The organism is Salinicola lusitanus (genome assembly GCF_003206045.1).
Taxonomy (GTDB): domain Bacteria; phylum Pseudomonadota; class Gammaproteobacteria; order Pseudomonadales; family Halomonadaceae; genus Salinicola; species Salinicola lusitanus.
In genome coordinates, this window is sequence record NZ_PZJM01000002.1 from 294,900 (window position 1) to 317,575 (window position 22,676).

Here is a 22,676-nt window from a genome sequence, read left to right on the forward strand (position 1 = left end):
ACGCGCAGTGTCGCCAAAAAAACCGTTTCCTCAAGGCAGCAATCCCAATCGATTCTGAACGTCGATGAACAAGGGGTCGAGCGCCAGCGCATCCAGGGGCTGGCCGCCGCGCCGACCGCTCAAGGTGAGGTAGGTATCGCCATTCTGCATGACCAGCCCCGGCGGGCGTTCGCCGCCGCTGGTGATCTGAGCGTGAATTTCGTAGCCGGAGCGGGAGGCGAGCACGGCATCGAGCTGGCCCAGATCGCCATCGCCGTGGCGAATCACGAACCCGCGCTCGGCCAGCATCGCCAGCGTCGCCTTGAGCGTCTCATCCGCCGTGGCCTGTACGGCAATACTGCGTGGCTGTGGCTGCGGCGACACCGCACAGGCGGTCAGCAGCAGCAACCCGACCAGCACGCCCAGCCAGGCGGCCTTACGTCCGCCGGACCACGCTGTCACGGCTCGCCTGCGAGGCATCGTCTCGCGGTCTCTCATGGTGTCACTCCGGTGGCGGGCGGGTTGAGACGAGATTCGATATCCTGGCGCAACTGCTGGCAGAACGAAGGCTGATTGTAGCTACGTGCGTCGATCACATAGCCGTTGTGATCGACCACCACCGAATCGCGGTCGACCAGCGTCGTCGCCTCCGGTGTCACCACCGAGACGCGCTCGACCTGCACCGGATCGGTGTTGTAGCCACCGCCGAAATTCTGGAACACCCCCAGCGAATATCCGCTCCTGCCACCCAGGCCGAACCCTCCCCACAGGCCGGTACGCCCGAACGGGCTGTTGACGGCGCCAAGGCCTGGCTGTGAGGTCTTGCGTTCGGCGCTGACCAGGCCCAGCGACGCGTCGGTATCCAGGATGGTGTAGCCCTGGCTCTCCAGAGCATCCCGCGTGGCCCGTAGCCGCACCAGCGGATCGCCGGAGGCTGGCCACTGGCAGGCAGCGGGCAGAGAATCCGGGCGATTGGCGGCGAGCGGTTCCGGCGTGGCCAGCGACTGACAGCCGCTGGCCAGCGCCAACACGGCGCCGACGAAGAGCCAACCGATGGGGCCGGGACGCGTCGCGCGGGGCAACCGGCAACGCCAGGATAATGGTTTCATGGCACTCTCCTCGAGAGGCAACGGCGAACAGCGTGAGCATGACAGTTGGCCCTTCGCCGGTCCACGTCCATTGAACTTTGTAGGAAAACTGTCGGCCTCGACAATCCGGCGTCAAAAATCGGCTCGATGAACCACGTTCGGCACGTCCGGGGACGCGCCTTGATGAAGCGTCTGAGCCACGGGTCCTCCTCCGATAGTGGCTCGCAAGATAGACCATGACGCCGCGGGACCATGGACCGGTGCCGTGCCTGAACGTCATCACCGGTAGCCGGCACGCCAGCAACAGCATGAATATCCAGGAGTTCAGGATCGTGCCCCACCAGGCGAGTTCCTCTGCCGAAGCGAGTCGTATACCCGTGATGGAAGCGCCAGCGCCTTCGGTCACCTGACCTGGGAAAACGAGATCTCGAGCGCCGGGCTGCGCTACGACGATTATCGGCGCCGGGGCAAGACTGCCGGGAACGGAACGGAGTGGATAGCGCTGAAGTGCCTGCAGAGAGCATCCCGTTGGGTTCAGCACCCGCTGGGGCCAACCGCGTGTACGCGCATCAGGACTAGCCCAAGCGCGAATCTAAATGTAAATTATTATCAATAAATTCTCGATATCGATGTCCCGCCGGACACCGTAGTCTTGCAGGCAAAGGGCACGCATCGACTTTTCACTCGCTTTGGCCGCCGTCTTGGGAACAGGTGAATCATGAAGACTATTCTTCGCTACGCGTTGACGTTGCTCCTGCTTGCCGGAATGGCTCCCGTCCTGGCCGCCGAACCCCGAACGGTGGTGATCGGCGGCGATATTGGAGAGATCCTGGCCGAGTTCGACGCCACCGACTCGCTGGTGGGGCGCGACGATACCGTGCGCCATCCGGCGTCGCTGACGACGTTGCCGAGCGTTGGCTATTTGCGTCAGCTCTCTGCGGAGAGTGTACTGTCGCTTCACCCGCAGCGACTCATCGTCAGCGCCGACGCGGCGCCATCGGAGACGCTCGATCAGCTCGAGGCGAGCGGTGTCGAGCTGATCGAGATTCCGGCCGACAAGCGTCTTGAGTCGATTCCCGATAAGGTCCGCGCCGTGGCCGAGGCGGTAGGTGTTCCCGAGCGTGGCGAGGCGCTGGCGCAGAAGCTCGCAGGGCAGATCGCGGCGCTGGACGCGTTGCCGCCCTTGACCGACCTCCGCGGCCTGTTTCTGCTCAGCCATTCCGGCATGACGCCGATGGTCGCGGGTAGCGGTACTGGCGGTGACGGCATGATGCAGGCGGTCGGCCTCAACAATGCCTTCACCGGATTCGAGGGCTATCGCCCGGTCGGCGCCGAGGGGCTGGTCGCCAACCATCCCGATGTGGTGATCGGCACGACCCTGGGCATCTCGGCGGTGGGCGGCGAGTCCGGCGTGTGGGCGCTGCCGGGAATGATGGCCACGCCGGCCGGTGCCAAGCATCGGCTCTTGGTCTTCGACGATTTGGCACTGCTCGATTTCGGGCCGCGTACCCCGCAGACGCTGATGGATCTGCGCAGGGCGCTGGAAGCACTGCCGTGAGGGAGGGCATGATGACGGTGGCGATGCTGGCCGATCCGATTCGGCGCGCGTCGCGGCGGCGCCGCCGCGTTCTCACCGCGCTAGCGCTATTGCTGGTGCTGGCGCTCGTCATCGCCGCGCTGACCGGCGCGGTCGGGCTGTCGCCCCGGGTGCTGCTCGGCGAGATGCCAGCGCCGATGGATGCCTACGTCTGGTGGCAACTGCGGCTGCCGCGACTACTGGCGGCCACGCTGATCGGTGCCGTGCTGGCGGCCAGCGGCACCGCCATGCAGGGGCTCTTCCGCAATCCGCTGGCCGACCCCACCCTGCTCGGCGTGGCCAGCGGCGCGGGCCTCGCGGTCGCGGTCTGGATCGTGCTGCTGGGTGGCATGGGCGGCCAGTTCGGCCTCTACGGCCAGTTCGTCGCCGGTTTTCTCGGCGCGCTCTTCATCACCGTGGTGGTTTTCACGCTGGGCAGCCGGGCGCCGGAAGGCGGTTCGCTGACGACGCTGCTGCTGGCCGGTCTGGTTCTCAACACGCTGGCCGGTGCCGCCGGCGGGCTGCTGGCGTTCATCGCCAACGACCAGCAGTTGCGCCAGCTGAGTCTGTGGGGGATGGGAACTCTGGCGCACTCGCTGTGGCCGGGGGTGATCGCCGCACTGATCGTGATGCCGCCGACGCTGTGGGTACTGGCGCGCAGCAGCCACGACCTGGATCTGCTGCAACTCGGTGAGTTGACGGCGTTCGGCGCCGGTCTGAACGTGATCAGAATGCGCCGGGGCGTGGTCATCGCAACTGCGCTGGGCGTGGGCTTGAGTGTCGCCCTGGTCGGCATCATCGGGTTCATCGGCCTGCTGGTGCCGCATACGCTCAGGTTGTGGCTGGGTCCGGGGCATCGCCTGCTGATGCCGGCGTCGATGCTCGGCGGCGCGCTGCTGCTGGTCGCCGCCGATACCCTGGCACGCACGCTGGCCAGCCCTGCCGAAATTCCGGTGGGGCTACTCACCAGCATCGTCGGCGGCAGCTATTTCCTATGGTTGCTGCTGCGTCGACGTTTTCATTGATTCATCCCCCACGAAGGTGACCATGCTAAGACTCGAAGAGGCGGGCCTTTGTACTGCGCCGGCGCTCGATGCGTTCAGCGGTGACGTGGTGCCGGGAGAGCTGCTCGCCATCGTCGGCCCCAACGGCGCGGGCAAGACGACCTTGCTGACACTGCTGGCAGGGCTACGCCTCCCGGACAGCGGCCGGCTGACGCTGGATGCCATCGACCTGCGCGACTGGACGCCTCAGTCGCTGGCGTCGCGCCGAGCCATCGTCGCCCAGCGCGACGTGCCCAACTTCGCCTGGCGGGTACGCGATCTGGTGACCTTGGGCGGTACGCCGAGCGTGGCTCGGCTCGAACGCACGCTGGAATCGATGCAGCTTACCGCGTTCAGCGAACGAGTTGTCACCGAGCTCTCCGGCGGCGAGTCGCAGCGGGTGATGATCGCCCGTGCGCTTTGTCAGCTGGCGCCGCGGCCTGAGGATGCGACCCGCCCTATGGCAGGTGGCATCCTGCTCCTCGATGAACCGACCAGTGCGCTGGATATCGGCCAGCAGCAGCGGTTGATGCGGCTGCTGGCGCGCTGTGCCCGAGACGACGGTCTGGCAATCGTTTGTGTGCTGCACGACCTGAACCTGGCTGCACGTTATGCCCATCGGGTGTGGCTGTTGAAAGCCGGTCGGCGAGTCGCGGCGGGAACGCCCGAGAACGTGCTGACGGCCGAGCGGGTAGCCAATGCCTTCGATGCCGAGCTGACGCTGCTCGATACTGCCGACGGTGGTGAGCGGGTGCTGCTGCTCGATCGGTGAAGCGCATTTGTAGAGGCCAGAACTTCTGGTACGGATGCCCCCTGGCAAGGCGCTTCGTCACCCCTCTTCCTGACTCTGAACAGCAAACGCTGGCTGCACGCTGCACGCCCTACGGCGGCGTGCTCATGCCATCCTGCGGAGTGATCAAAACCATACGGTCCCGCCAATCAGTGAAATACTGCAGATTCGCCGTGAGGCCGCTGAGTGCGCGCCTCCCGTTCGAGCACCCGCGTGATGAGGTGCATCGGCTGCTAAATAGGTGAGTATTGCACCTGCGATTTGCATTCGCACCCGCGATGGCACCACTCAATACCCCGAGGCCTGGCAGCCAGAGCCCAAGCAAGTGAGCCAGCTCAAGGCGCTGGCCACGAGCCTCGATGCCCTGGCCGAGGACATTCAGCGTGAGTGGGATCGTCGCCAGCAGGTGATCGATGGCCACCTCGATCGACACCCCGGCTTGCAGCAGGATCGCGCCTTGCCGCAGACGACTTCCGTCGCAGACCCTGCGGTATCGCTCCGGCGCCTGGCGACGCTGCGTAGCCGCATTTTCGAGCGCGTCCGACCGCCAGCGGCCTTCGCCGGCGCGATGCCTGTCCGTTGGGAATCGGGCAGTTCCGTACGGGGTCCTCGAGGCGCAAACCGCATGCCGGCCACACACCGCTTGATGAGACATATGTGACCGGCCCGGAGAGAGGATATCTAGAAGACGTACTGTGCACTCACGCCGAAGTTACGGCCGGGCTGCGTATAACGATCCAGCCCGTCGCCCTGAATGTTCAGGCCGCGCACGTCGTCCCATACCCAGTACTTCTTGTCGGCGAGGTTGAAGATGCCGCCGCGCAGCGTCAGATGCTGGCCGAGCGCGACATGCGCCGTCATGTCGTAGAGCTGATAGGCGGCTGGGGCGAACGATGCGCCATCGGCGTCGTGATCGCTGACGTGATTGACGAAGGTGCCGGTCAGCTCGCCGCCCCAGCGTTGGCTCGGCGCCTGGTAGCCGAGGCCGACGACCGCCTGTACGGGCGGAATTGTCTCTAAAGCGCTGCCATCCTTGAGATTCTTGCCCTCGATGTAGGCGGCGGCAATCCGGCCATAGAGGCCGTCGATGGCGCCGAACGCTTCGGCCAGATCGAGCTGGCCGCGGAATTCGACGCCGCGGATCAGGGCGCGATCGACGTTCTCGGTCGTGAACTCGCCGTAGGGATAATTGCTCGGATCGATGCTGGCTGAGACGCCGCTTTCGATGAAGTCCCGGTAGTCGGTGTAGAAGCCTGTCAGCTCGGCGCTACCGAGATGACTCTGCGTGCGCACGCCGGCCTCGACGAAGCGGCTGCGTTCGTCCTTGAGATCCGGGTTGGCGACGATGCGATAGCCGCGACCGCCATTGTAGTCGTAGTAGAGCTCATCGTAGGAGGGCGCGCGAAAACCCCAACCGGTCTTGCCGAACAGCTGCACCGCCGGGGTGAGATCGAAGGTGCCGCCGAGCTGTCCGGTGAAGGCGTCGCCCCTTGCGCCGTCGTAGTCCTGCGAGACCAGCGCATCGTCATCGAGGTCGTAGCGGTAGCTGTCATAGCGGATCGCCGGCGTCAGACTGACGCGGCCATCGGCCAGTGCCAGGCGATCCTGCAGGTAGACCCCAAAGCGGGTGGCATCGCCGCGCGGGGAGAAGCGGCTCTTGGCGACGGTGCCGGCATCAAGATTGCGATCCTGGCTCAGGCTGTCGTGGCCGTCGCGCTTGATCACGGCGCCGTAGGCGACCTGCTGTGGCACGCCGAACGTGAACTCCTTGCTCAGATCGCTCTTCAACTGCCAGGTGGTCTGGTCATACTCGCGCTCGACCTGGCGATTGTAGCCAGCGTAGATCATGTCGCTCTGATTGACGGTTTCGCTGCGCTGCCAGTCGAGCTGCCAGTGCAGATCGTCGAAGAGTGGCATGTCGGCGGCGAGATCCTGATAGATCCCGAGGCGCAAGCGCGTGATGTTGTCGTCACTATGGTAGTCGTCGTATCTGCGGCCCTCCTCGGAGAAGAGGTGCAGTTTGGAGGAGATGCGATACTTCTGGGCGATCAGGCCAATGCGGCTGTTGTCGCTGACCTTCTGCAGTTTCCACAACACATCGTAGTTATCGACGTCGCCGGGATCGGGTTCGCGGCGTGCGGTGCCTCGGGTGTCGTCGCTCTTACCGTCGCCGACATGATTCTTGGTCGCATCGGCGTTACGGTTGGTGGCGACCAGCAGTGACTCCAGGCTGCCACGGCGACCGGCCAGCGTGATGTTCTCGAACAAGCCGTCGTTATCGCTGCGATAGCCGCCCATGACGCTCGCGTAGCTGTCATCGCCACTCGGTGAGAGAAAGTCTTCGGGTGACTGCAAGCGCAGATTGACGGTGGCGAAGCCGGAGCCGTGTCGAGCGTCGCCGCCCTTGACCACGCTGGCGCCACTCAACGAGGCGAGATCCACGCTCAGGCGGCCGGCGTTGAGATAGCTCGAGGTCGGCTCGTAGGACTCGGGCATCTCCAGCCCATCGAGCTGAATCGATACTCGATTGTCGTCGTTGCCGCGTACGTTGAAGCCGGCGAGACCAAAACGGCCATTGTTAGTGGTCAGTATGCCGGGCTCGTAGCGGAACAGATCCGCTGGCGAATAGGCGATCTGATCCTTGAGTTCGACGGCTTCGACCTCGGCGGTGGCACCCTCTTCGGCAGTAGTGCGCTGGATCGCGCGTTCTCGGATCGAAGTCACCCTGATATCGCTGAGCGTGTCTCTTTTCTCGGTCTTGGCTTCCGCGGCGAGAAGCGTGGCTGTCGGCAGCATCAACCCTGCGATCAGGCAAGAGGTGAGGGCGAGAGCGCGCGAATGCGGGCGTGACGGGTGGCCGTTGTGGCGGGTATCAGGAAGAGAGGTGCCGTGTCGTTTGGAAGCGTTCATGAGTCTTTGTGTAGGGGTGGATGTGAACGCTAGTAACCGATAGATGATAATAAATGTCAATTGCAAGTGATATTCATTATCGAAAAAGGTGCCAGAATAACGATTGGACGCGCTCACGAAGGCGCGAGCCCTGCGGAATCCGCGGGGTCCACACGCCTAGGCGCTGTCTGGAAACGGCCTTCACCACGCCACCCGCCGCGAACGAGGCCGTCGCAACGGCCGGCCAACGGCGCTAAGCTGGTCGCGCCACCGCTCCCGCGCCCACGATGCCACCCATAGCCGAGGATTCGATGAAGATCGTCATTGCTCCCGACAGTTACAAGGACGCGCTCAGCGCCCGCGACGCCGCTGCCGCCATCGCCGCCGGCATCGAGCGGGAACTGCCCGATGCCATCCTGCACCAGTGTCCGATGGGCGACGGCGGCGAGGGCACGCTGGATGCCCTGCTGGCGGCGACGAGTGCCGAGCGGAGAGCGGCAAGCGTGCAGGATGCGCTGGGGCGCGAGGCCACCGCGGCCTGGGGCTGGCACGAGGCATCGCGCACCGCGTTCGTCGAGCTGGCCGAAGCCAGCGGTCTGCAGCAGCTCAAGCGTGACGAGCGTACCGCGCTCGACAGCACCACCTTTGGCGTCGGGCAACTGATCGTGGCGGCACTGGATGCCGGCGCGGAGTCGCTGGTACTGACCTTGGGCGGCAGCGCCACCAACGACGCCGGCGCCGGCATGCTGGCTGCCCTTGGCGGACGACTGCTCGACAGCAGAGGCAACCCCCTGCCCCCCGGCGGCGCCGCGCTGGCCGAGCTGGCGACACTCGATCTCGATGGCCTCGATCCGCGGCTGGCCTCGCTGACGGTTCAGACCGCCGTCGACGTCGATAACCCGCTGCTCGGGCCACGCGGTGCCAGTGCCGTGTTCGGGCCGCAGAAGGGGGCCACGGAGGCCGATGTCGAGCGGCTGGACCAGGCGCTGTCGCACTTCGCCGATCATGCCGCCAGGATCCTGGGCGAGGATTTCAGGGAGCTGCCGGGCGCTGGCGCCGCCGGCGGGATGGGTTTCGCGGCTCGCGCCTTTCTCGGCGCCACCCTGCGTCCCGGCATCGAACTGGTGATGGATCAGGTCGATTTCGACACACTGCTGGCCGACGCCGACTGGGTCATCACCGGCGAGGGCCAGCTCGACGGTCAGAGCCTATCCGGCAAGACGCCGATCGGCATCGCCCGCCGGGCGGAGCGCTTCGGCGTTCCCACCATCGTGCTGGCCGGAAGGCTGGGCGATCAGTGGCAAGCCTCCTTCGATCACGGCATCACGGCCGCGTTCGCACTGGCGGATGGCCCGATCACCCTGGACGAGGCACTGGCTCGCTGCGGCGAACTGCTGGCCGATCGCGCGCGGACGCTGGCCAGGCTGTGGCGTGTGGGCAGCCAGGGATGACATACCACCGGAAGCTCTTCCACGACGCTTGTTTTGTCGTCATGTGGCCCTGATATACCCAGGCATGGAACGCGCTTAACGTCCTGATAGAACGACGCTATCCGCGCCATATCGAGACTTGGATGGGGCTTCGGAGAGCGCCCGGTTACACTGTCACGATCACCTTTCAGGAGAGAGACCATGTCCGACATCGATACCAATGCCATCGGCCTGCATACTTCCAGCGCCGAGCAACTCGCCGAAAAGCTCAACACGCTGCTCGCCAACTACCAGGTGTTCTACATGAACACCCGCGGCTACCACTGGAACGTCAAGGGCGAGCAGTTCTTCGAGCTCCACGCCAAGTTCGAGGAGATCTACACCGACCTGCTGACCAAGGTCGACGAGGTCGCCGAGCGGATCCTGACCCTGGGCTATCAGCCGCTGCACGCCTACAGCGACTATGCCAAGGTGTCGCAGATTCAGGAGGACAAGCAGGTCGCCGACGGCAAGCAGTGCGTGCAGGGTCTGGTAAAGGGGTTTCAGGTGCTGATCGAACTGCAGCGCGAATTGCTCTCCCAGGCCAGCGACGCCGACGACGAAGGCACCGCCTCCCTGGCCAGCGACTACATCCGCGAGCAGGAAAAAACCGTGTGGATGCTCAACGCCTATCTCGGCTGAAGCGCTCGCTCTCACTGCCGCTGCCGACGTCGATGCCGCCCTCCGGGGCGGCATCGTCTTTTGGGGTACGGTTTATCTCACCGATAGTCGAGATTAATTAAACTTCGACACCACCCAGCCGATGTTGTGCGGTATCCACCACGAGCCCCGTCATCCGACAGGCTCGCGGCTTACTTCCCGCTCTGCGGAGGCCTCATGCCCCTCGACACTTCCACCGACAGCTTCGACACACTCGCCGCCCCGCCGCTGGAGGCGCTGTGGCAGGCGGTCAACCGCTCCCAGGCGGTGATCGAGTTCGACCTCGACGGCCATGTGCTCGACGCCAATGCGCGTTTCCTCGACGCCATGGGCTATCACCGCGACGAAATCATCGGCCAGCACCACCGCCTGTTCTGCGACGAGCGCTACGCCCAGAGCCGCGCCTATCAGGAGTTCTGGATGCGCCTGGGACGCGGCGAGTACGTCAGCGGCGAGTTCAAGCGCGTCACACATCAGGGCGAGGATATCTGGCTGCAGGCGACCTACAACCCGGTGCTCGATGACGAGGGCAAACCGCACAAGGTGATCAAGCTGGCCTCGGACATCACCCTGCAGAAGCGTGCCGTCGCCGAGTACGAAGGCAAGGTCAAGGCGATCGATCGCGCCCAGGCGGTGATCGAGTTCGACCTCAAGGGCAACATCCTCACCGCCAACCAGAACTTTCTCGATACCCTGGGCTACCACGCCGACGAGATCGTGGGTCAGCATCACCGCCTGTTCTGCACGCCCGACCATGTGGTCAGCCGCGAGTACCGCGACTTCTGGCTGGCACTGAGCCGCGGCGAACTGTTCGACGGGCGCTTCATGCGCCTGGGCAAGCATGGCCGCCGGGTCTGGATCCAGGCCACCTACAACCCGATCTTCGACGCCGACGGCAAGCCCTACAAGGTGATCAAGTTTGCCACCGACATCACCGCCGAGGTCGAGCTGGAGGAGCATATCCAGGCCCAGACCGAGGCCATGAGCCAGTCGATCCATGCGCTCAACGCTTCCATCGCCTCGATCGCCGAGAATACCCAGCTGACCCGCTCGCTGGCCCGCGAGACCCAGCAGGAGGCCAACCGCGGCACCCAGTCGCTGAACGACTCGCGCGAGGCGATGGCGGCGATCCAGAAGTCCTCCGAGGATATCGATGCCATCGTCAAGGTGATCGGAGAGATCGCCTCGCAGACCAACCTGCTGGCGTTCAACGCCGCGATCGAGGCCGCCCGCGCCGGTGAGCACGGCCTGGGCTTCTCGGTCGTCGCCGACGAAGTGCGCAAGCTGGCCGAGAAATCCGCCGACGCCACGCGCCAGATCAACCGCCTGCTGGGCGAGTCGCTCAAGCGCATCGACAGTGGCAACACGGTGACCCAGCGCGCCACCGACTCGTTCGCGCGCATCGTCGAGGGCGTGGCCCAGACCACCGACTCGATCGAGGAGATCGCCACCACCGCCAGTGCCCAGCTCGAGACCGCCAACCGGGTCGATACCGCGATCCGTGAACTGGCCCGGGTTACTCGCAGCGAGGAGCGAGCGACGTCATGAGCGCGTGCGTCTTCGGCATCCTGCGCGTCGGTGCCGGCGATGTCGCCCTCGATGCCCACGACCTGCAAGAAGTGGTACGCCTGGAGCGCCTGCCGCCGCCGCGCCCGCGGGCACCGACATGGTCGCTGGGCACGCTGTCGCTGCGCGGCCAGCCGCTGCCACTGGTCGACCTGGCGGGGCTGCTGCAGCTCGATCATGACCTCCCGGCAGCGTCCACTCTCGATGCCCATGATGAGCCCCAAGTCGACGAGGTCCCTATCGACGAAGCCCAGAGCAAGACTCTCCGCCAGGGCAAGTCTCGGGCCAGCTTCGTCGCCGTGGTGGCGCATCGCGGTGCGCGGTTCGGGCTGTGCGTGAGCCAGATCGTCGATGTGATCGAGGTGCTGCCCAGCCAGCGCCATGCCGTGAGCCACGGCGACGGCAGCACCCTGGCGCTGACGCCGGCGCTGATCGATCACCCGAGCCTGGCCCACCCGGCGTACCTGCTCGACCTGGATGCGCTATTCGCGCTGGAGGAGATGGTCGCGGTGACACCGTCGCCAGCGCTGACCGAGCGCCAATCGTCCGACGCCTCGGCGCCGCCGACGCTGACCAGCGATGCCACGCCGACACGGCTCACCGCCCGGCGCTGGCTGATCGTGGAGAGTGGCGGCCAGCCGCTGGCGCTGGATACCGAGATCGTCGGCGAGGTCGCCAACTGCCCCGAGATCGAACCGCCGCCGATCGAACTCGACGCTTACCTCGGCAACGTCACGCTGCGCGGTGCACGGCTGCCCCTGTTCGACCCCGGCGAGTTGATCGGGCGCGCCCCGCAGCGCGCACGGCCCAGCTACATGGTGGTGCTCGATGGCCCCGAGGGGCGTCTGGCACTGGCCCTGGAACACGTCACCACGCTCAGTGCCGACGGCACCCTGTCGCCCGCCGGCCCGGGGCAGCCGGCGGCGGTGGCCGGACTGGTCGCCTGCCCCACGGGGCGCGATGCGCTGGCGCTCGATCACCGGGAGCTGCTGTCGGCGCTCAATCTGAGTGCGCTGGCGCGCCTGCATGCGCGGCTCGACGGCACCCAGACGGGCAGCTCGGCCGCCGAGCACCAACCCCGGCGACGCTTCGCGCTGGTGCGCTTCACCTGTGCCGGCGACTACACCACGTTGCTCGATCAGCTCGACGCGGTCGACGTCGCCCCCACCGACTATCTCGCCAGCGGCGGTGACCCGCGCTTCGCCGGCGTCTGGCGCCGTCAAGGACGCAGCGTCGCCCTGGTCGATCTGCGCCGCCTGCTGGGCCGCGACGCATCGCGCCCACCCCAGCACGTGCTGATCGCCGACAGCGGCCAGGGGCTGATCGGCTTTCTCGCCGATACGGTGCAGCGCATCGACTACGTCGAGGCGGCCGAGGAGAGCCTGGTGGTGCGCTGGCGTGGTGACATCGACCCCGCGGCCCCGGCGATCGAACGTGCCAAGCGGCTGGTAGCGCTCGGCGTCGGCGCCGACCATCAGGTGATGGCGCTGCTCTGCCTGCAGGGCCTGGCGATCGACCTGGCGGCGGGCGGTGCGGCACTGCCGAACGCCGCCGAGCCCGCCTAGCCCGGCCTGCCCTGCCCCGGGCGGTCTTGCGCGGCGGGTGCGGTATCGCTTTCGACGCTATCGGTATGCGCGCTATCTTCGGCGCGCTCGCTTTCGGCAGGGCCGCTCTTGGCGTGCTCGTTCTCGCCTCTTTCGTTTTCACCCCTCTCGTTCTCACCGTCGTCACCCGTGCGACTCGTGTCAGCGTCGGCCGGGGTTCTATCGAGTGCCGTCTCGTCGGCGTCCGCCTCCCGGGTCATATGTTCGGGCAGCGCGCGCTTCATGCGCACGCCGAGCTTCTCCAGCGCCAGCGCCTGGCCGACCAGACTGCCCTGACCGGTGGCGAGCCGCCCCATGGCCTGGTCGTAGCTGCCCCGGGCACGGCCCAGATGGCGCCCGACATCCTCGAGGCTCGAGACGAAGCCCTGGAACTTGTCGAGCAGCTTGCCGGCGCGCTCGGCGATATGGCGCGCGTTCTCGTTCTGGCGCTCCAGATTCCACAGGCTCGCCACAGTGCGCAGGCTGGCCAGCAGCGTGGTCGGCGTGACCACCACGATGTCGCGGGAGAAGGCGTCCTGGAACAGGGTGTCGTCGAACTGGAAGGCGACCGCGAAGGCCGGCTCGATGGGCATGAACAGGAACACGAAATCCGGCGAGCGCAGCCCTGGCAGGCGCGGGTAGTCGCGTCCCGCCAGGCCGTCGATATGCGCCCGGATCGCCTGCACGTGGGCCCGCAGCGCCTGCTCGCGCTCGGCGTCCTCCTCGGCGTTGACGTAGCGCACGTAGGCGTTGAGCGAGACCTTGGCGTCGACGATCAGATGCTTGTCGTCGGGCAGGTAGATCACCGCATCGGGGCGCTGACGCCCCTGCTCGCCCTCGATCGAGACCTCGCGGCGGTACTCGATGTCGCGGCGCAGCCCGGAGCGTTCGAGCACCGACTCCAGCATCACCTCGCCCCAGTTGCCCTGCATCTTCTTGTCGCCCTTGAGCGCCCGGGTCAGGTTGGCCGCCTCTTCGGTGATCTGACGATTGAGGGTGGCGAGCTGGTCGATCTGCACCTTGAGCGTGGTGCGCTCGCGCACCTCCTGGCCATGGATCTCCTCGAGCCGCTGGCGAAAGCCGCTGACCTGCTCGCGGAAGGGCTTGAGCAGCGCCTCGAGGCTGTCGCGGCTCTGGGCGCTGTAGGCGCGCTGGCGCTCGTCGAAAATGCGTCCAGCGAGGGATTCGAATTCGTGCCCCATCCGCGTCTTCGCCTGCTCCAGCAACTGGAGCTGTTCCGCGTGCTGGTTCTGCTGCTGCTCGTGGCGAGTCTCGAGACGCCCGTACTGCTCGCGCAGCGCCGCCAGGCGCTCGTTGAGGGCCTCGAGTTGCTGCTCGCGGGCACCGAGCTGCTGCTGCAGTTGCGCCTGCCGCTCGCGGAGATCGTCCTGCTGGCCGTCGCTCTGGGCCAGTTCCTGCTCCAGGCGCCGGCACTGCGTCTCGCTGGCCTGAAGCCGCGCCTGCAGGCTGTCGCGCTCGACCATCCAGTGCCGGCGCTGCCACACCAGGACACCGACCAGGATCGTCACCAGAACACCCAGCAGGACGAGCCCGCCGGTAGACGGCAACAGCCATTCCCCCACTCCGCCACTCATCGCATCGCTTCCTCTTGCCCTGGCACTCACTCGCCATCTCGCGGCGGCCACCATCCCCGAGTCGGCTCCCGCGCGCAAGCCGCGTGCTCCAGCCCGAGGCGTCCGACGCGCGTTTTTCCTTGAACTTTGCCCAGACTATCCCAAACTTCCTGAGTGAGCCGAGACATGGACCGGGATGGCCCATGGGCTTGCCACTCATCGAAACATCAAGCCGATATATCAAGACCAGGAGGTCAAGATGGCTCAGCAACTTAACGGTAAACGTGTCGCAATCCTCGCCGCCGACGGCTTCGAGGAGTCCGAGCTCGCCTCCCCCCGTGCCGCGCTGCAAGGTCAGGGCGTAGAAACTCATGTCATCACCCCGGACGGCAAGGGCATTCGCGCCTGGGCCGAGACGGATTGGGGCGACACCTACGAGGCTGACAAGAGCCTCGACGCGGTCAACGAATCCGACTACCACGCCCTGGTGCTGCCGGGTGGCCTGTTCAATCCCGATACGCTGCGACTCAACGACAAGGCGCTGGCGTTCGTCAGGCACTTCTTCGAAGCCGGCAAACCGGTCGCGGCGATCTGTCACGCGCCTTGGATCCTGATCAACGCCGGCGTCGTCGAGGGCCGCAAGATGACCTCGGTACCCTCGGTCGCGCAGGATCTGAAAAACGCCGGTGCCCAGTGGTTCGACGAGTCGGTCGTGGTCGACAGCGGCCTGGTCACCAGCCGCACGCCGAAGGATCTCGACGACTTCAATGGCAAGTTGCTCGAAGAGTTGGCCGAAGGTCGTCACAGCAATCAGCACGCCTGATCGACGCTCGACAACGACCGTCCGGACGCCCACCCTATGGTGGGCGTCTTGGTATCTGGTATCGGTGAACGGCCAGACTTTGCACGATAACCTGCAAGTTCCCATACTCATCGTTAATCGAACCTAGGATTGCCAGCTATCGTGCCCCACTCCTCCGACACCGCTTCCGAAACCGACCGCGCTGGCTCGCTCCCCCGGCTGTTCGTGACCAAGCTCATCCACTTCACCAAGAAGCTGGTGCGCCTGTTCACACGCCCCATGCGGGGAGGCGACAAGGGCGAGGGTGGGGTGATCGTCCATCCCTATCGCGGCTACGGCTCGCATACGGAAGCCTTCATCATGGGCCGAGTCTTCCGCCAGCCCGGACGATTGATGAAGTGGGAGAAAGGCGGAGCGGCTCGCGATCTGGTCGACGTCACGCGTCGTCTGGTCAGGCATGGTGTCAGGGATGCACGGGTCGACATCCGGCTCGGCGCGACCCATGCCACCGTCACCACCGATCGCGATGGCTACTTCCACGCCCATATCGACATTACCCACACCCTGCCCGCCGAAGCGATCTGGCACTCGGTCAAGCTGGAAGTCCTCTCGGAGGACGACGCCATCAGCACCGAGACCGAGATCTACATACCGCCGGCGAGTACCGACCTGATCGTGATCAGCGATATCGACGACACCGTGATGTACACCGGCGTCGCCAACAAGTTGAAGATGCTCTATCGCCTGTTCATGGAAAAGGCCGACCGGCGTACCGCCTTCCCCGGCGTCGCCGCCCTCTACCGGGCGCTCTACGGTGGTGCCGAGGGCAACCGCAAACGCCCCATGCTGTATGTCTCGCGGGGGCCCTGGAGCATCTACGAAGTTCTCGAGATGTTCTTCAACATGAACCGTATCCCGGTCGGGCCTATCCTGTTTTTGCGCGAGTGGGGCATGACGCTCAAGCGGCCCTGGCCACGCAAGGCCGAGGATCACAAGTCCGACGTCATCTGCAACATGCTGTCGCTCTACGACACGCTCCCCTTCATTCTCATCGGCGATAGCGGCCAGCGCGACCCGGAGGTCTACACCGAGATCGTCAAGATGCATCCCGACCGCGTCCGCGCCATCTACATCCGCAAGGTGGACAACGACCCGAAGCGGGACGCCGCGATCGAGGCCTTGGCCAATGAGGTCAAGCACGCCGGTTGCGAACTGATCCTCGCCCGGGACAGCGTCAGCATCGCCGAGCACGCGCTGGCGAAGGGATACATCTCGGAGGAAGGTTGCGAGGCGGTACGCGAGGACACGCATCGCCAGCAGCAGCAATAAGACGCTCTTGCTGGCCTTTCCCTGCCTGCATTGCCGTCGTTTATCGGAGAGAGGTCCGCCGAATGCTGGGCCTCTAGTCTCTGAAATGGAATGCCACGTCCGATTGAAACCACCCGCCCCTCACCTATCCCCCTCTGGATAAGTTGATGGCCTAACGACAGGCTTCCGCCGTCGTGTCTCACTTTTCTCCCTGAGAGACAGGCCTCATCAGCACGCTTCTCAAACCACTCACCCTTCCAGGGTCGTGGCTATGATTTCTTCCTCCAGCCGCCCGTTTGAAGCTAACGACTGAAGAGGAATAGCGGAAGACGAGCCGGCTGCAAGGCATCATTGTGCTCCGCCTAGTGGGCATTCCTTTCCTTCGGGTCTTCGGCCAGCGAGTTGACTCGAGATCCATCGGCGAACGAGATAGTTCGCTGCGGGAAGGGAATTTCGATGCCGACCTCGTCGAATCGGCGTTTCAGATTGACGTAACTGTCACATTGCAACACGAAACCGTTGGCAGGACTGTCTGCCCAGGCCCAAGCTCTCAGCGTAATCGAAGAATCACCGAGCGCCGTGACTCGTACTGGCACGATCGGGGCGTTATCTCGTATCTGCTCTTCTGTGCGTTGGTCAATGAGCAGCGGATGCTTGACGATCTCGTCTTGCATGATCGTCATCGCCTGCTCCAGGTCGGATGAGTAGCCGACACCCACCTCGATGATCTTGCAGATTTTATTGTCCGTGTGGTTGGCATTGACCACCACCTCACTGCTGATCTGTGAATTCGGGATGATGATTCGATTGTTCTCCGCATCCCGGAGGATGGTTTCCCGAAGCGTGATGTCTTCGACTGTTCCAGTGTAATTGCCGGAGACGGTGATTCGGTCGCCGATCCGGAACGGACGGAAGAACACGATCATGAAACCGCTGACAATATTGCCAAGTACTTGCTGCGAGGCCAGACCGCCGACGAGGGTGAGAATACCGGCGCCCGTCAGTAGTGAATGACCCACGATATCGAGCTCGGGGATCCGTGTCAGGCATGCGCCAACGCCGACACCATAGATCACGACGGATATTAGACGCTTGGCGAAATTGAGCGCGGTTTTGTCGACCGAGGCCGTTGCCAACTTAGACGCTTCCAGCCTATTGATTATCGCAATGACAGCCCAGTTCACCAGAAACGTAATGACTACGATGGTCACGAGTACCGATAGAAGCCGAAAGTCAGAAGGTACGCTGTCGAAGACTGATTTCATCTAGAAAGTCCTAAGAGCCGGAGCATGACGCCTGAGCGCGCTGGCCCCCTTGGCGCAGAGAAGCGGAGGCAAGGAGGCCCGAGTGACGAGAATCGATAGAACATGCCCGACGACTACTCATGTTGTAGGACATTGATGAGCTTTCCGAAAGGATCTCTGATGTAGAACCGGCGGACACCCCAGGGCTCAGTTACAGGCCCGTACTCAATCTTTATGCCATTGTTCTTCACCCTCTCCAGGGCGGTCTCCAGGATATCGACCTCTATGGACAAATCAGGAACCGGTGTGCCGGATCCGCCCTCCGAGGCCACGCTTACCTGACTGCTCATTTCCTCACCCGAGCTATAGGTCCTTATCCATCCGTGATCCATCACAAGCTCAAGCCCAAAAATAGCTGAGTAAAAATTCTCCGCATTCGAGGGATTGGCTGCAGCAATATTCGAGACTATGCGTTTCACCTTCATTCATGCCTCCCGCAAGCTACGACTCTTCCGACCCTGCCAAGTATGAGCGAGTGTGTGCTGGCCGGTCACTCGGTTTGGCACGAACGGAGGCGTTATAACCGGTCAGGAAAGCGATTGGGGAGAGAGGGGCCGCCAGGGCGAGTGGTTCTCTCGATGGCGCTCCGGCGGGAACGCCTTGCCACAAGAGCACCACTCGCCAGACTCGTTTCCGGGGCGGCTTCAGGCGGCCTTGCCGGAGGCGATGTCGGCGACCAGCGCCTTGAGCACCTTCCAGAACTCCTCGACGGAGGCCAGTTCGGTACGCTCGGTGGGTGAGTGGGCGCCGCGAATCACCGGGCCGAAGGAGATCATTTCCAGCTGCGGATACTTGCCACCGATGATGCCGCACTCGAGGCCGGCGTGGATCACCTTCACCGCGGGGTCGCTGCCCAGCTGCTCCTGGTGGAGCCGACGAAAGCGGGTCAGCAGCGTGCTGTCCGCGCTCGGTGTCCAGCCAGGGTAGACGTTCTCGACCCGCGTCTGGGCGCCGATCAGGCCGAACAGCGCCGTGAAACGGTCCGCCAGGTTGCGCGTCGCGCTGTCCCGCAGCGATCGCACCAGCGCGCAGAGGTGGAAGCGCCCCTTCTCCAGCGATACCACCCCCAGGTTGTTGGAGGTCTCCACCACGCCCGGCACCTCGACGCTCATGCGCTCGACACCGTAAGGCGCGGCGTGGAGGGCGGAAACCAGCAACTGGGTGGCGGTATCGGTCAGCGCTTCGGCCTCATCGCAGGAGAGTTCGCCCGGCGAGAGCGTCAGGGTGACGCCGTCGTCGACGCCGGCCAGCTCCTCGCGGTAGAGCGCCTGCAGGTCGGCGAGCGTCTGCTCCACCGCCGGCAGATGGTGCTCGTCCACCACGATGGTAGCGAACGCCTCGCGAGGCAGCGCATTGCGCAGCGTGCCCCCCTGGTAGTCCACCAGTCGAATCTCGAACTCGCCCAGCCCTCGCAGCGCCCTCACCAGCAACTGGTTGGCGTTGCCCCGCTCCTTGTGGATATCGGCGCCGGAGTGCCCACCGACCAGGCCGGTCAGGGAGAGGCGACGCATCACCTCCTCCTCGTCGCAGCCGCGCATCGGCAGGTCGGCGTCGACCACGACATCGGCACCGCCGGCGCAGCCGATATAGACTTCGCCGCGATCCTCGGAATCGAGATTGAGCAGGTAGCGCCCCTCCAGCCAGTTCTCGTCCAGCGACAGCGCCCCCTGCAACGAGGTCTCCTCCTCTAGCGTGAACAGCGCCTCGATCGGGCCGTGATCGATGTCGTCCGCCTCGAGAATCGCCAGCGCCGCCGCGACACCGAGACCGTTGTCGGCACCCAGGGTGGTACCGCGGGCGTGGAGCCAGCCATCCTCGACGTAGGTATCAAGCGGATCGTTGAGGAAATCGTGGGGGTGGTCGCTGTTGGCCTGCGTCACCATGTCGAGATGTCCCTGCAGGATCACGCCGGGGACGGACTCGCAGCCCGGACTCGGCGCCTTGCGGATCCGCAGGTTGCCGTAGCTGTCGCGATCGTGGGTCAGACCCTTGTCGTCGGCCCAGCGCTGCAGGATGTCGATCAACTTCGCTTCGTGGCCGGAGGAGCGCGGCGTATTGCAGAGCGTACGAAAATGACGCCACACGGGCTCGGGGGAGAGTTGCAGCAGATGATCGTTCATGGTCGATTCCAGCCTCGTCGCGCGGCGAGAAGCTCGCCGCAACGGGTGTCGAAAGAGTGATGAATGAAACCCGAGCCGCCAGCGGACCGCGGCTCGTTTTGAGGTGCAAACACCTTACTCGTCTGACTGCGGCTTGACCATATGTGCCGAGCGCTCGCGCGCCTCAGCCAGGCGCCGGTGCGGTGCCCTCAGCATCGCGGCGGTCGTGGTGCCAGGCCAGCAGCGCCGCGGCCAGCCCGCGTGCGCTCGCCAGGCGTTCCCGCCGCCCCTGCAGTGAGAGCGCCTCGTCGCGATACTGGAACAACGCCGGGACGGCCACCCGCACCGACCGCCTCAGGTCGCCAGGCACCACAACTTTGCCCTCCTCGACCGCCAGCAGGCGCTCGACCGTGGCCAACGGCTGTCGCCGCCACCAGCCCAGCCAGGCCTCCCGCAACCAGGGCCGGATCGGTGCCAGCTCGCCGCCTCCGGCGGCAAACCAGTCCAGTCGCTCGTGGAGATCGACAGACAGGACCGGCACGGGCCCCTCGTGCAGCCAGGCCGCCACGACGAGCGGCTCGATCTCCCGCAGCTCACCTGCCAGCAGGTCCGGCAGGTGGCGTACGAAATCGTCATGCATCCGGTCGAGGAGCCGCGCCGAATCATCCGCCAGCGCCAACGCCATCATCTGCGCCGGCTCCCCGCTGGACGCCTCTCGAGTCAGCCCGATCCGCAGCGAGCGAAACCCCTGCCGACGCCAGAAGCCGGTCAACGACGGCTCCGCACCGTAGCTCACGCCCAGGTGATCGACAGCGCGCTTCCGTGCCGTCGCGGCCACCCGCTCGATCATCGCCGAGCCGATTCCCTCCCGCCGGGCCTGCGGGTGAACGGCGATCCGCATGATGCGCCACCAGCTGGCGAGCGCGGCCTCCCGGTAACCGCCGTGGGTGGCCAGCGACTGTGCCAGCAGATGCCCTCGCGGTCGCCGCTGCCCCCGATGGATCGCCTCGGCCAGTGCGGCGTCGAAGCCCCCCTCCTGCTGCACCACGCAGATACCGACGGCCACGCCGCCGACGAAAGCCGCCAGCAGGTGAACGCCGGGGCCGTCCAGCAGGTGGCGAAGATCGCTCGGCGAGGTACGGTAGTGAGCCTGCACCAGCAGGCCGAAAATCGATCTCAGCAAGTCGTCGTCCCGGGCCAGCGCCGCCCGGTCCAGCCAGACATGGGCGACCGGCATCGAGCGCGCGACAGCGGGGTCGACGGCGACGATCTCGGCATCCAGGCACAGCAGGTCGCGGGTCAACGCTTCCAGCGGGTCGCCGGCCGCCCAACGGATGGGGGTATCCAGCGGTAGCCGCCGCCACTCCGGGGTCAGCCGATCCAGCGCCTCGCGCAGACGAACCTCGAATCCGCGGCCGGTGCCCTCGTAGCCATGCACCGTGGTGGCGAAGGCGATCCGCGGAAAGCGACCCAGCCAGTCGACCAGACGTGCGGCGGGAATCGCGGCCGCCTCGTCGACGAACAGCGTCGGCGGCGACTGCGCGTCGATGTCGCGTGCCGCCAGCGCGGGGACGACCTGCTCCGGTGCCAGCCATTCGACCCGGCACTCCCGACCGTCGACGCGGACCTCGAAACGACCCGCGTCGCGTCTACCGCCGGGCAGCAATCGCTGGAGGCGTTCGAACACCGCTTCCACCGCGACCGAACTCGATGCCGCGATCCAGAGCCGTCGCTCGCCCCGCATCAGTCGACGCGCGGCCGCGATGCCCAGCGCCGCGCTCTTGCCACGACCGCGATCGGCCACCAGCACCACCGGCCGGCGTCGCCGCATTCGCGTCAGTCGCGAAACCGCTTCGGCCTGGTCACGGGTCAGGCAGTCGCTGTCGTTGACGCGATCCTCGATATGAGAGCCCGGGTCGAGCGCTGGCTCGATGCTTGAATCGATGACTGGATCGGAGCTCGGGCCGGAGAAGATCGCTGAAGACGAGAGCGGCAACGCGGCATCAGACGGCCATACCGCCAGGTCGGCGCTGTCTCGGAGCCCTCCGGCGAGGCGCTGCAGGTAGTAAGTCGACAGGGTTTCCGCATCATGGGGCCAATGCGCCAGCCGTCGATAGTCGGCATCCGGCTGCCAGTCCGCATCGGTGGGCTGCTGCCAGTGTCTCGGTGTCAACAGCACCAGCCACCCCCCGGCCAGGACGGTACCGCTGATGGCGCCGAAGGCATCCGGATCGAATCCCGCCTCGGGGGATAGGGCGTCGAAGATCACCAGATCGTGCTCGCTGCCCAGCTGGCCGCGAGCGCGGGAGGCGCTCAGCCGCGTTATCCCCTCGGGCAGTGGCGACGCCTGGGAAGAGGGCGCCAGCTCGGGGCCGATCCACAGCGGAGAGTGCCAGCGCCCCGCCGCGATCCAGGCCCGGGCCTTGCTGACGGCCTGGGGGGCATCGTCGGCGATCCACAGCACGCCTCGCCAGCGACGGCGCCGAAGCTCCTCGCGGCGCCCGGCCAGCCAGTCGCCGAGCCTGGGATGCGCATTCGAGGCGGACACGACCGACACCTAGCCGAAGGCATCGCCCAGATCGGGTTTCATCGTGGGGCAGTATCGGGCTGCGGCCACCGCGAGAAGAATCCCGACCAGAGTCAGCGCGACCGGCAGCCAGCTGAACACGACGCCGGAAGAGGTGTAGAGATAGAGGAAGAACACCGTCATCACGCCACCCCCCAGCAGCCGACCGGCCCTGACACCGGCGAGGTAGACGCTGGCCAGCACGCCGACGAATGGAATCAGCACGCTGAAGAGATTGATCGTGAACGCTCGCCCGGCCGCCGCCACGGCGGGAAGTATCAGCCACGCCACCAGTTCCCAGGCCACCAGGTAGATCGCCACCGGCGCGGCGAAACTCCCGATCAGGCGCAGCACGGTGCGGGTCGGCTCATCGGCGCCGG

Annotated in this window: 20 protein-coding genes and 1 pseudogene; 12 read left to right on the top strand and 9 right to left on the bottom strand. The window is 65.4% G+C overall.

What is annotated here, in order from left to right:
• Positions 1-30: 30 nt before the first annotated feature.
• Both DOM45_RS03200 and DOM45_RS03205 read right to left on the bottom strand, forming a co-directional pair.
• On the bottom strand, positions 31-441 hold the full coding sequence (locus DOM45_RS03200) for a hypothetical protein (protein WP_157958337.1): 411 nt from the start codon (positions 439-441) through the stop codon (positions 31-33).
• A gap of 32 nt (positions 442-473) precedes the next feature.
• Positions 474-1,088, bottom strand: coding sequence for a hypothetical protein (locus DOM45_RS03205; protein ID WP_157958338.1), 615 nt, complete (start codon positions 1,086-1,088; stop codon positions 474-476).
• Between the two features lie 215 nt (positions 1,089-1,303).
• Between DOM45_RS03205 and DOM45_RS03210 the strand changes: the two genes are divergently transcribed.
• The 6 genes and pseudogenes from DOM45_RS03210 to DOM45_RS19955 all read left to right on the top strand — a co-directional run bounded on the left by DOM45_RS03210 (position 1,304) and on the right by DOM45_RS19955 (position 5,137).
• Positions 1,304-1,477 carry a hypothetical protein gene (locus DOM45_RS03210; RefSeq protein ID WP_110598067.1) on the top strand — a complete coding sequence of 58 codons (174 nt, stop codon included), beginning with the start codon at positions 1,304-1,306 and terminating at the stop codon, positions 1,475-1,477.
• Positions 1,478-1,785: 308 nt separating this feature from the next.
• Positions 1,786-2,625: a heme/hemin ABC transporter substrate-binding protein gene (locus tag DOM45_RS03215; RefSeq protein ID WP_110598068.1), complete on the top strand. Its 840-nt coding sequence runs from the start codon at positions 1,786-1,788 to the stop codon at positions 2,623-2,625.
• Between the two features lie 8 nt (positions 2,626-2,633).
• Positions 2,634-3,668, top strand: coding sequence for a FecCD family ABC transporter permease (locus DOM45_RS03220; protein ID WP_240612275.1), 1,035 nt, complete (start codon positions 2,634-2,636; stop codon positions 3,666-3,668).
• A 22-nt stretch (positions 3,669-3,690) separates the two neighbouring features.
• The gene (locus DOM45_RS03225) at positions 3,691-4,458 is read left to right on the top strand and encodes an ATP-binding cassette domain-containing protein (RefSeq protein ID WP_110598070.1); all 768 of its coding nucleotides are present in this window, start codon (positions 3,691-3,693) and stop codon (positions 4,456-4,458) included.
• A 41-nt stretch (positions 4,459-4,499) separates the two neighbouring features.
• Positions 4,500-4,657: pseudogene (locus DOM45_RS20260) on the top strand (IS630-like element ISHsp2 family transposase); the annotation flags it as partial.
• Positions 4,658-4,801: 144 nt separating this feature from the next.
• Positions 4,802-5,137: a hypothetical protein gene (locus tag DOM45_RS19955; protein WP_157958339.1), complete on the top strand. Its 336-nt coding sequence runs from the start codon at positions 4,802-4,804 to the stop codon at positions 5,135-5,137.
• A gap of 20 nt (positions 5,138-5,157) precedes the next feature.
• Here DOM45_RS19955 and DOM45_RS03235 read toward each other — a convergent pair whose 3' ends face one another.
• Positions 5,158-7,200, bottom strand: a complete 2,043-nt coding sequence (locus tag DOM45_RS03235) for a TonB-dependent hemoglobin/transferrin/lactoferrin family receptor (protein WP_162302592.1) — start codon at positions 7,198-7,200, stop codon at positions 5,158-5,160.
• A 476-nt stretch (positions 7,201-7,676) separates the two neighbouring features.
• Here DOM45_RS03235 and DOM45_RS03240 point away from each other — a divergent pair, with 476 nt between their 5' ends.
• The 4 genes from DOM45_RS03240 to DOM45_RS03255 all read left to right on the top strand — a co-directional run bounded on the left by DOM45_RS03240 (position 7,677) and on the right by DOM45_RS03255 (position 12,625).
• Positions 7,677-8,816, top strand: a complete 1,140-nt coding sequence (locus DOM45_RS03240) for a glycerate kinase (RefSeq protein ID WP_110598073.1) — start codon at positions 7,677-7,679, stop codon at positions 8,814-8,816.
• A gap of 180 nt (positions 8,817-8,996) precedes the next feature.
• On the top strand, positions 8,997-9,476 hold the full coding sequence (locus tag DOM45_RS03245) for a Dps family protein (RefSeq protein WP_110598074.1): 480 nt from the start codon (positions 8,997-8,999) through the stop codon (positions 9,474-9,476).
• 195 nt (positions 9,477-9,671) lie between these two features.
• Positions 9,672-11,042, top strand: a complete 1,371-nt coding sequence (locus DOM45_RS03250; protein ID WP_110598075.1) for a methyl-accepting chemotaxis protein — start codon at positions 9,672-9,674, stop codon at positions 11,040-11,042.
• A complete protein-coding gene (locus tag DOM45_RS03255) occupies positions 11,039-12,625 on the top strand; it encodes a chemotaxis protein CheW (protein ID WP_110598076.1) in 1,587 nt (528 codons plus the stop codon). Before DOM45_RS03250 ends, DOM45_RS03255 begins: the two co-directional genes overlap by 4 nt.
• On the opposite strand, the gene DOM45_RS03260 is transcribed toward DOM45_RS03255, so the two are convergent.
• Positions 12,622-14,238 carry a DNA recombination protein RmuC gene (locus DOM45_RS03260; RefSeq protein ID WP_110598077.1) on the bottom strand — a complete coding sequence of 539 codons (1,617 nt, stop codon included), beginning with the start codon at positions 14,236-14,238 and terminating at the stop codon, positions 12,622-12,624. The two genes, DOM45_RS03255 and DOM45_RS03260, sit on opposite strands and share 4 nt — an antisense overlap.
• Before the next feature lie 238 nt (positions 14,239-14,476).
• Here DOM45_RS03260 and DOM45_RS03265 point away from each other — a divergent pair, with 238 nt between their 5' ends.
• Both DOM45_RS03265 and DOM45_RS03270 read left to right on the top strand, forming a co-directional pair.
• Positions 14,477-15,040 (top strand): type 1 glutamine amidotransferase domain-containing protein, encoded by a 564-nt coding sequence (locus DOM45_RS03265; RefSeq protein ID WP_110598203.1) that lies wholly within the window; start codon positions 14,477-14,479, stop codon positions 15,038-15,040.
• A gap of 141 nt (positions 15,041-15,181) precedes the next feature.
• Positions 15,182-16,348, top strand: a complete 1,167-nt coding sequence (locus tag DOM45_RS03270; RefSeq protein WP_342588710.1) for an App1 family protein phosphatidate phosphatase — start codon at positions 15,182-15,184, stop codon at positions 16,346-16,348.
• Positions 16,349-16,689: 341 nt separating this feature from the next.
• On the opposite strand, the gene DOM45_RS03275 is transcribed toward DOM45_RS03270, so the two are convergent.
• The 5 genes from DOM45_RS03275 to DOM45_RS20130 all read right to left on the bottom strand — a co-directional run.
• The gene (locus DOM45_RS03275; RefSeq protein ID WP_110598078.1) at positions 16,690-17,592 is read right to left on the bottom strand and encodes a mechanosensitive ion channel family protein; all 903 of its coding nucleotides are present in this window, start codon (positions 17,590-17,592) and stop codon (positions 16,690-16,692) included.
• Positions 17,593-17,705: 113 nt separating this feature from the next.
• Positions 17,706-18,056, bottom strand: coding sequence for a VOC family protein (locus tag DOM45_RS03280; RefSeq protein WP_110598079.1), 351 nt, complete (start codon positions 18,054-18,056; stop codon positions 17,706-17,708).
• 219 nt (positions 18,057-18,275) lie between these two features.
• Positions 18,276-19,751: an aminoacyl-histidine dipeptidase gene (locus DOM45_RS03285; protein WP_110598080.1), complete on the bottom strand. Its 1,476-nt coding sequence runs from the start codon at positions 19,749-19,751 to the stop codon at positions 18,276-18,278.
• Between the two features lie 163 nt (positions 19,752-19,914).
• Positions 19,915-22,278, bottom strand: coding sequence for a tRNA(Met) cytidine acetyltransferase TmcA (locus tag DOM45_RS03290; protein WP_240612276.1), 2,364 nt, complete (start codon positions 22,276-22,278; stop codon positions 19,915-19,917).
• A 9-nt stretch (positions 22,279-22,287) separates the two neighbouring features.
• On the bottom strand, positions 22,288-22,676 hold a 389-nt coding region (locus DOM45_RS20130), incomplete at its 5' end, for a hypothetical protein (RefSeq protein WP_162302593.1).

Excerpts from the sequence above, each read along its gene's own strand:
- DOM45_RS03255 (WP_110598076.1), top strand. The coding sequence starts at position 11,039 with ATGAGCGCGTGCGTCTTCGGCATCCTGCGCGTCGGTGCCGGCGATGTC.
- DOM45_RS03280 (WP_110598079.1), bottom strand. The coding sequence starts at position 18,056 with ATGAAGGTGAAACGCATAGTCTCGAATATTGCTGCAGCCAATCCCTCG.
- DOM45_RS03275 (WP_110598078.1), bottom strand. The coding sequence starts at position 17,592 with ATGAAATCAGTCTTCGACAGCGTACCTTCTGACTTTCGGCTTCTATCG.
- DOM45_RS03215 (WP_110598068.1), top strand. The coding sequence starts at position 1,786 with ATGAAGACTATTCTTCGCTACGCGTTGACGTTGCTCCTGCTTGCCGGA.
- DOM45_RS03285 (WP_110598080.1), bottom strand. The coding sequence starts at position 19,751 with ATGAACGATCATCTGCTGCAACTCTCCCCCGAGCCCGTGTGGCGTCAT.
- DOM45_RS03240 (WP_110598073.1), top strand. The coding sequence starts at position 7,677 with ATGAAGATCGTCATTGCTCCCGACAGTTACAAGGACGCGCTCAGCGCC.
- DOM45_RS03250 (WP_110598075.1), top strand. The coding sequence starts at position 9,672 with ATGCCCCTCGACACTTCCACCGACAGCTTCGACACACTCGCCGCCCCG.
- DOM45_RS03210 (WP_110598067.1), top strand. The coding sequence starts at position 1,304 with ATGACGCCGCGGGACCATGGACCGGTGCCGTGCCTGAACGTCATCACC.
- DOM45_RS03245 (WP_110598074.1), top strand. The coding sequence starts at position 8,997 with ATGTCCGACATCGATACCAATGCCATCGGCCTGCATACTTCCAGCGCC.
- DOM45_RS03205 (WP_157958338.1), bottom strand. The coding sequence starts at position 1,088 with ATGAAACCATTATCCTGGCGTTGCCGGTTGCCCCGCGCGACGCGTCCC.
- DOM45_RS03225 (WP_110598070.1), top strand. The coding sequence starts at position 3,691 with ATGCTAAGACTCGAAGAGGCGGGCCTTTGTACTGCGCCGGCGCTCGAT.
- DOM45_RS03260 (WP_110598077.1), bottom strand. The coding sequence starts at position 14,238 with ATGAGTGGCGGAGTGGGGGAATGGCTGTTGCCGTCTACCGGCGGGCTC.
- DOM45_RS03220 (WP_240612275.1), top strand. The coding sequence starts at position 2,634 with ATGATGACGGTGGCGATGCTGGCCGATCCGATTCGGCGCGCGTCGCGG.
- DOM45_RS03265 (WP_110598203.1), top strand. The coding sequence starts at position 14,477 with ATGGCTCAGCAACTTAACGGTAAACGTGTCGCAATCCTCGCCGCCGAC.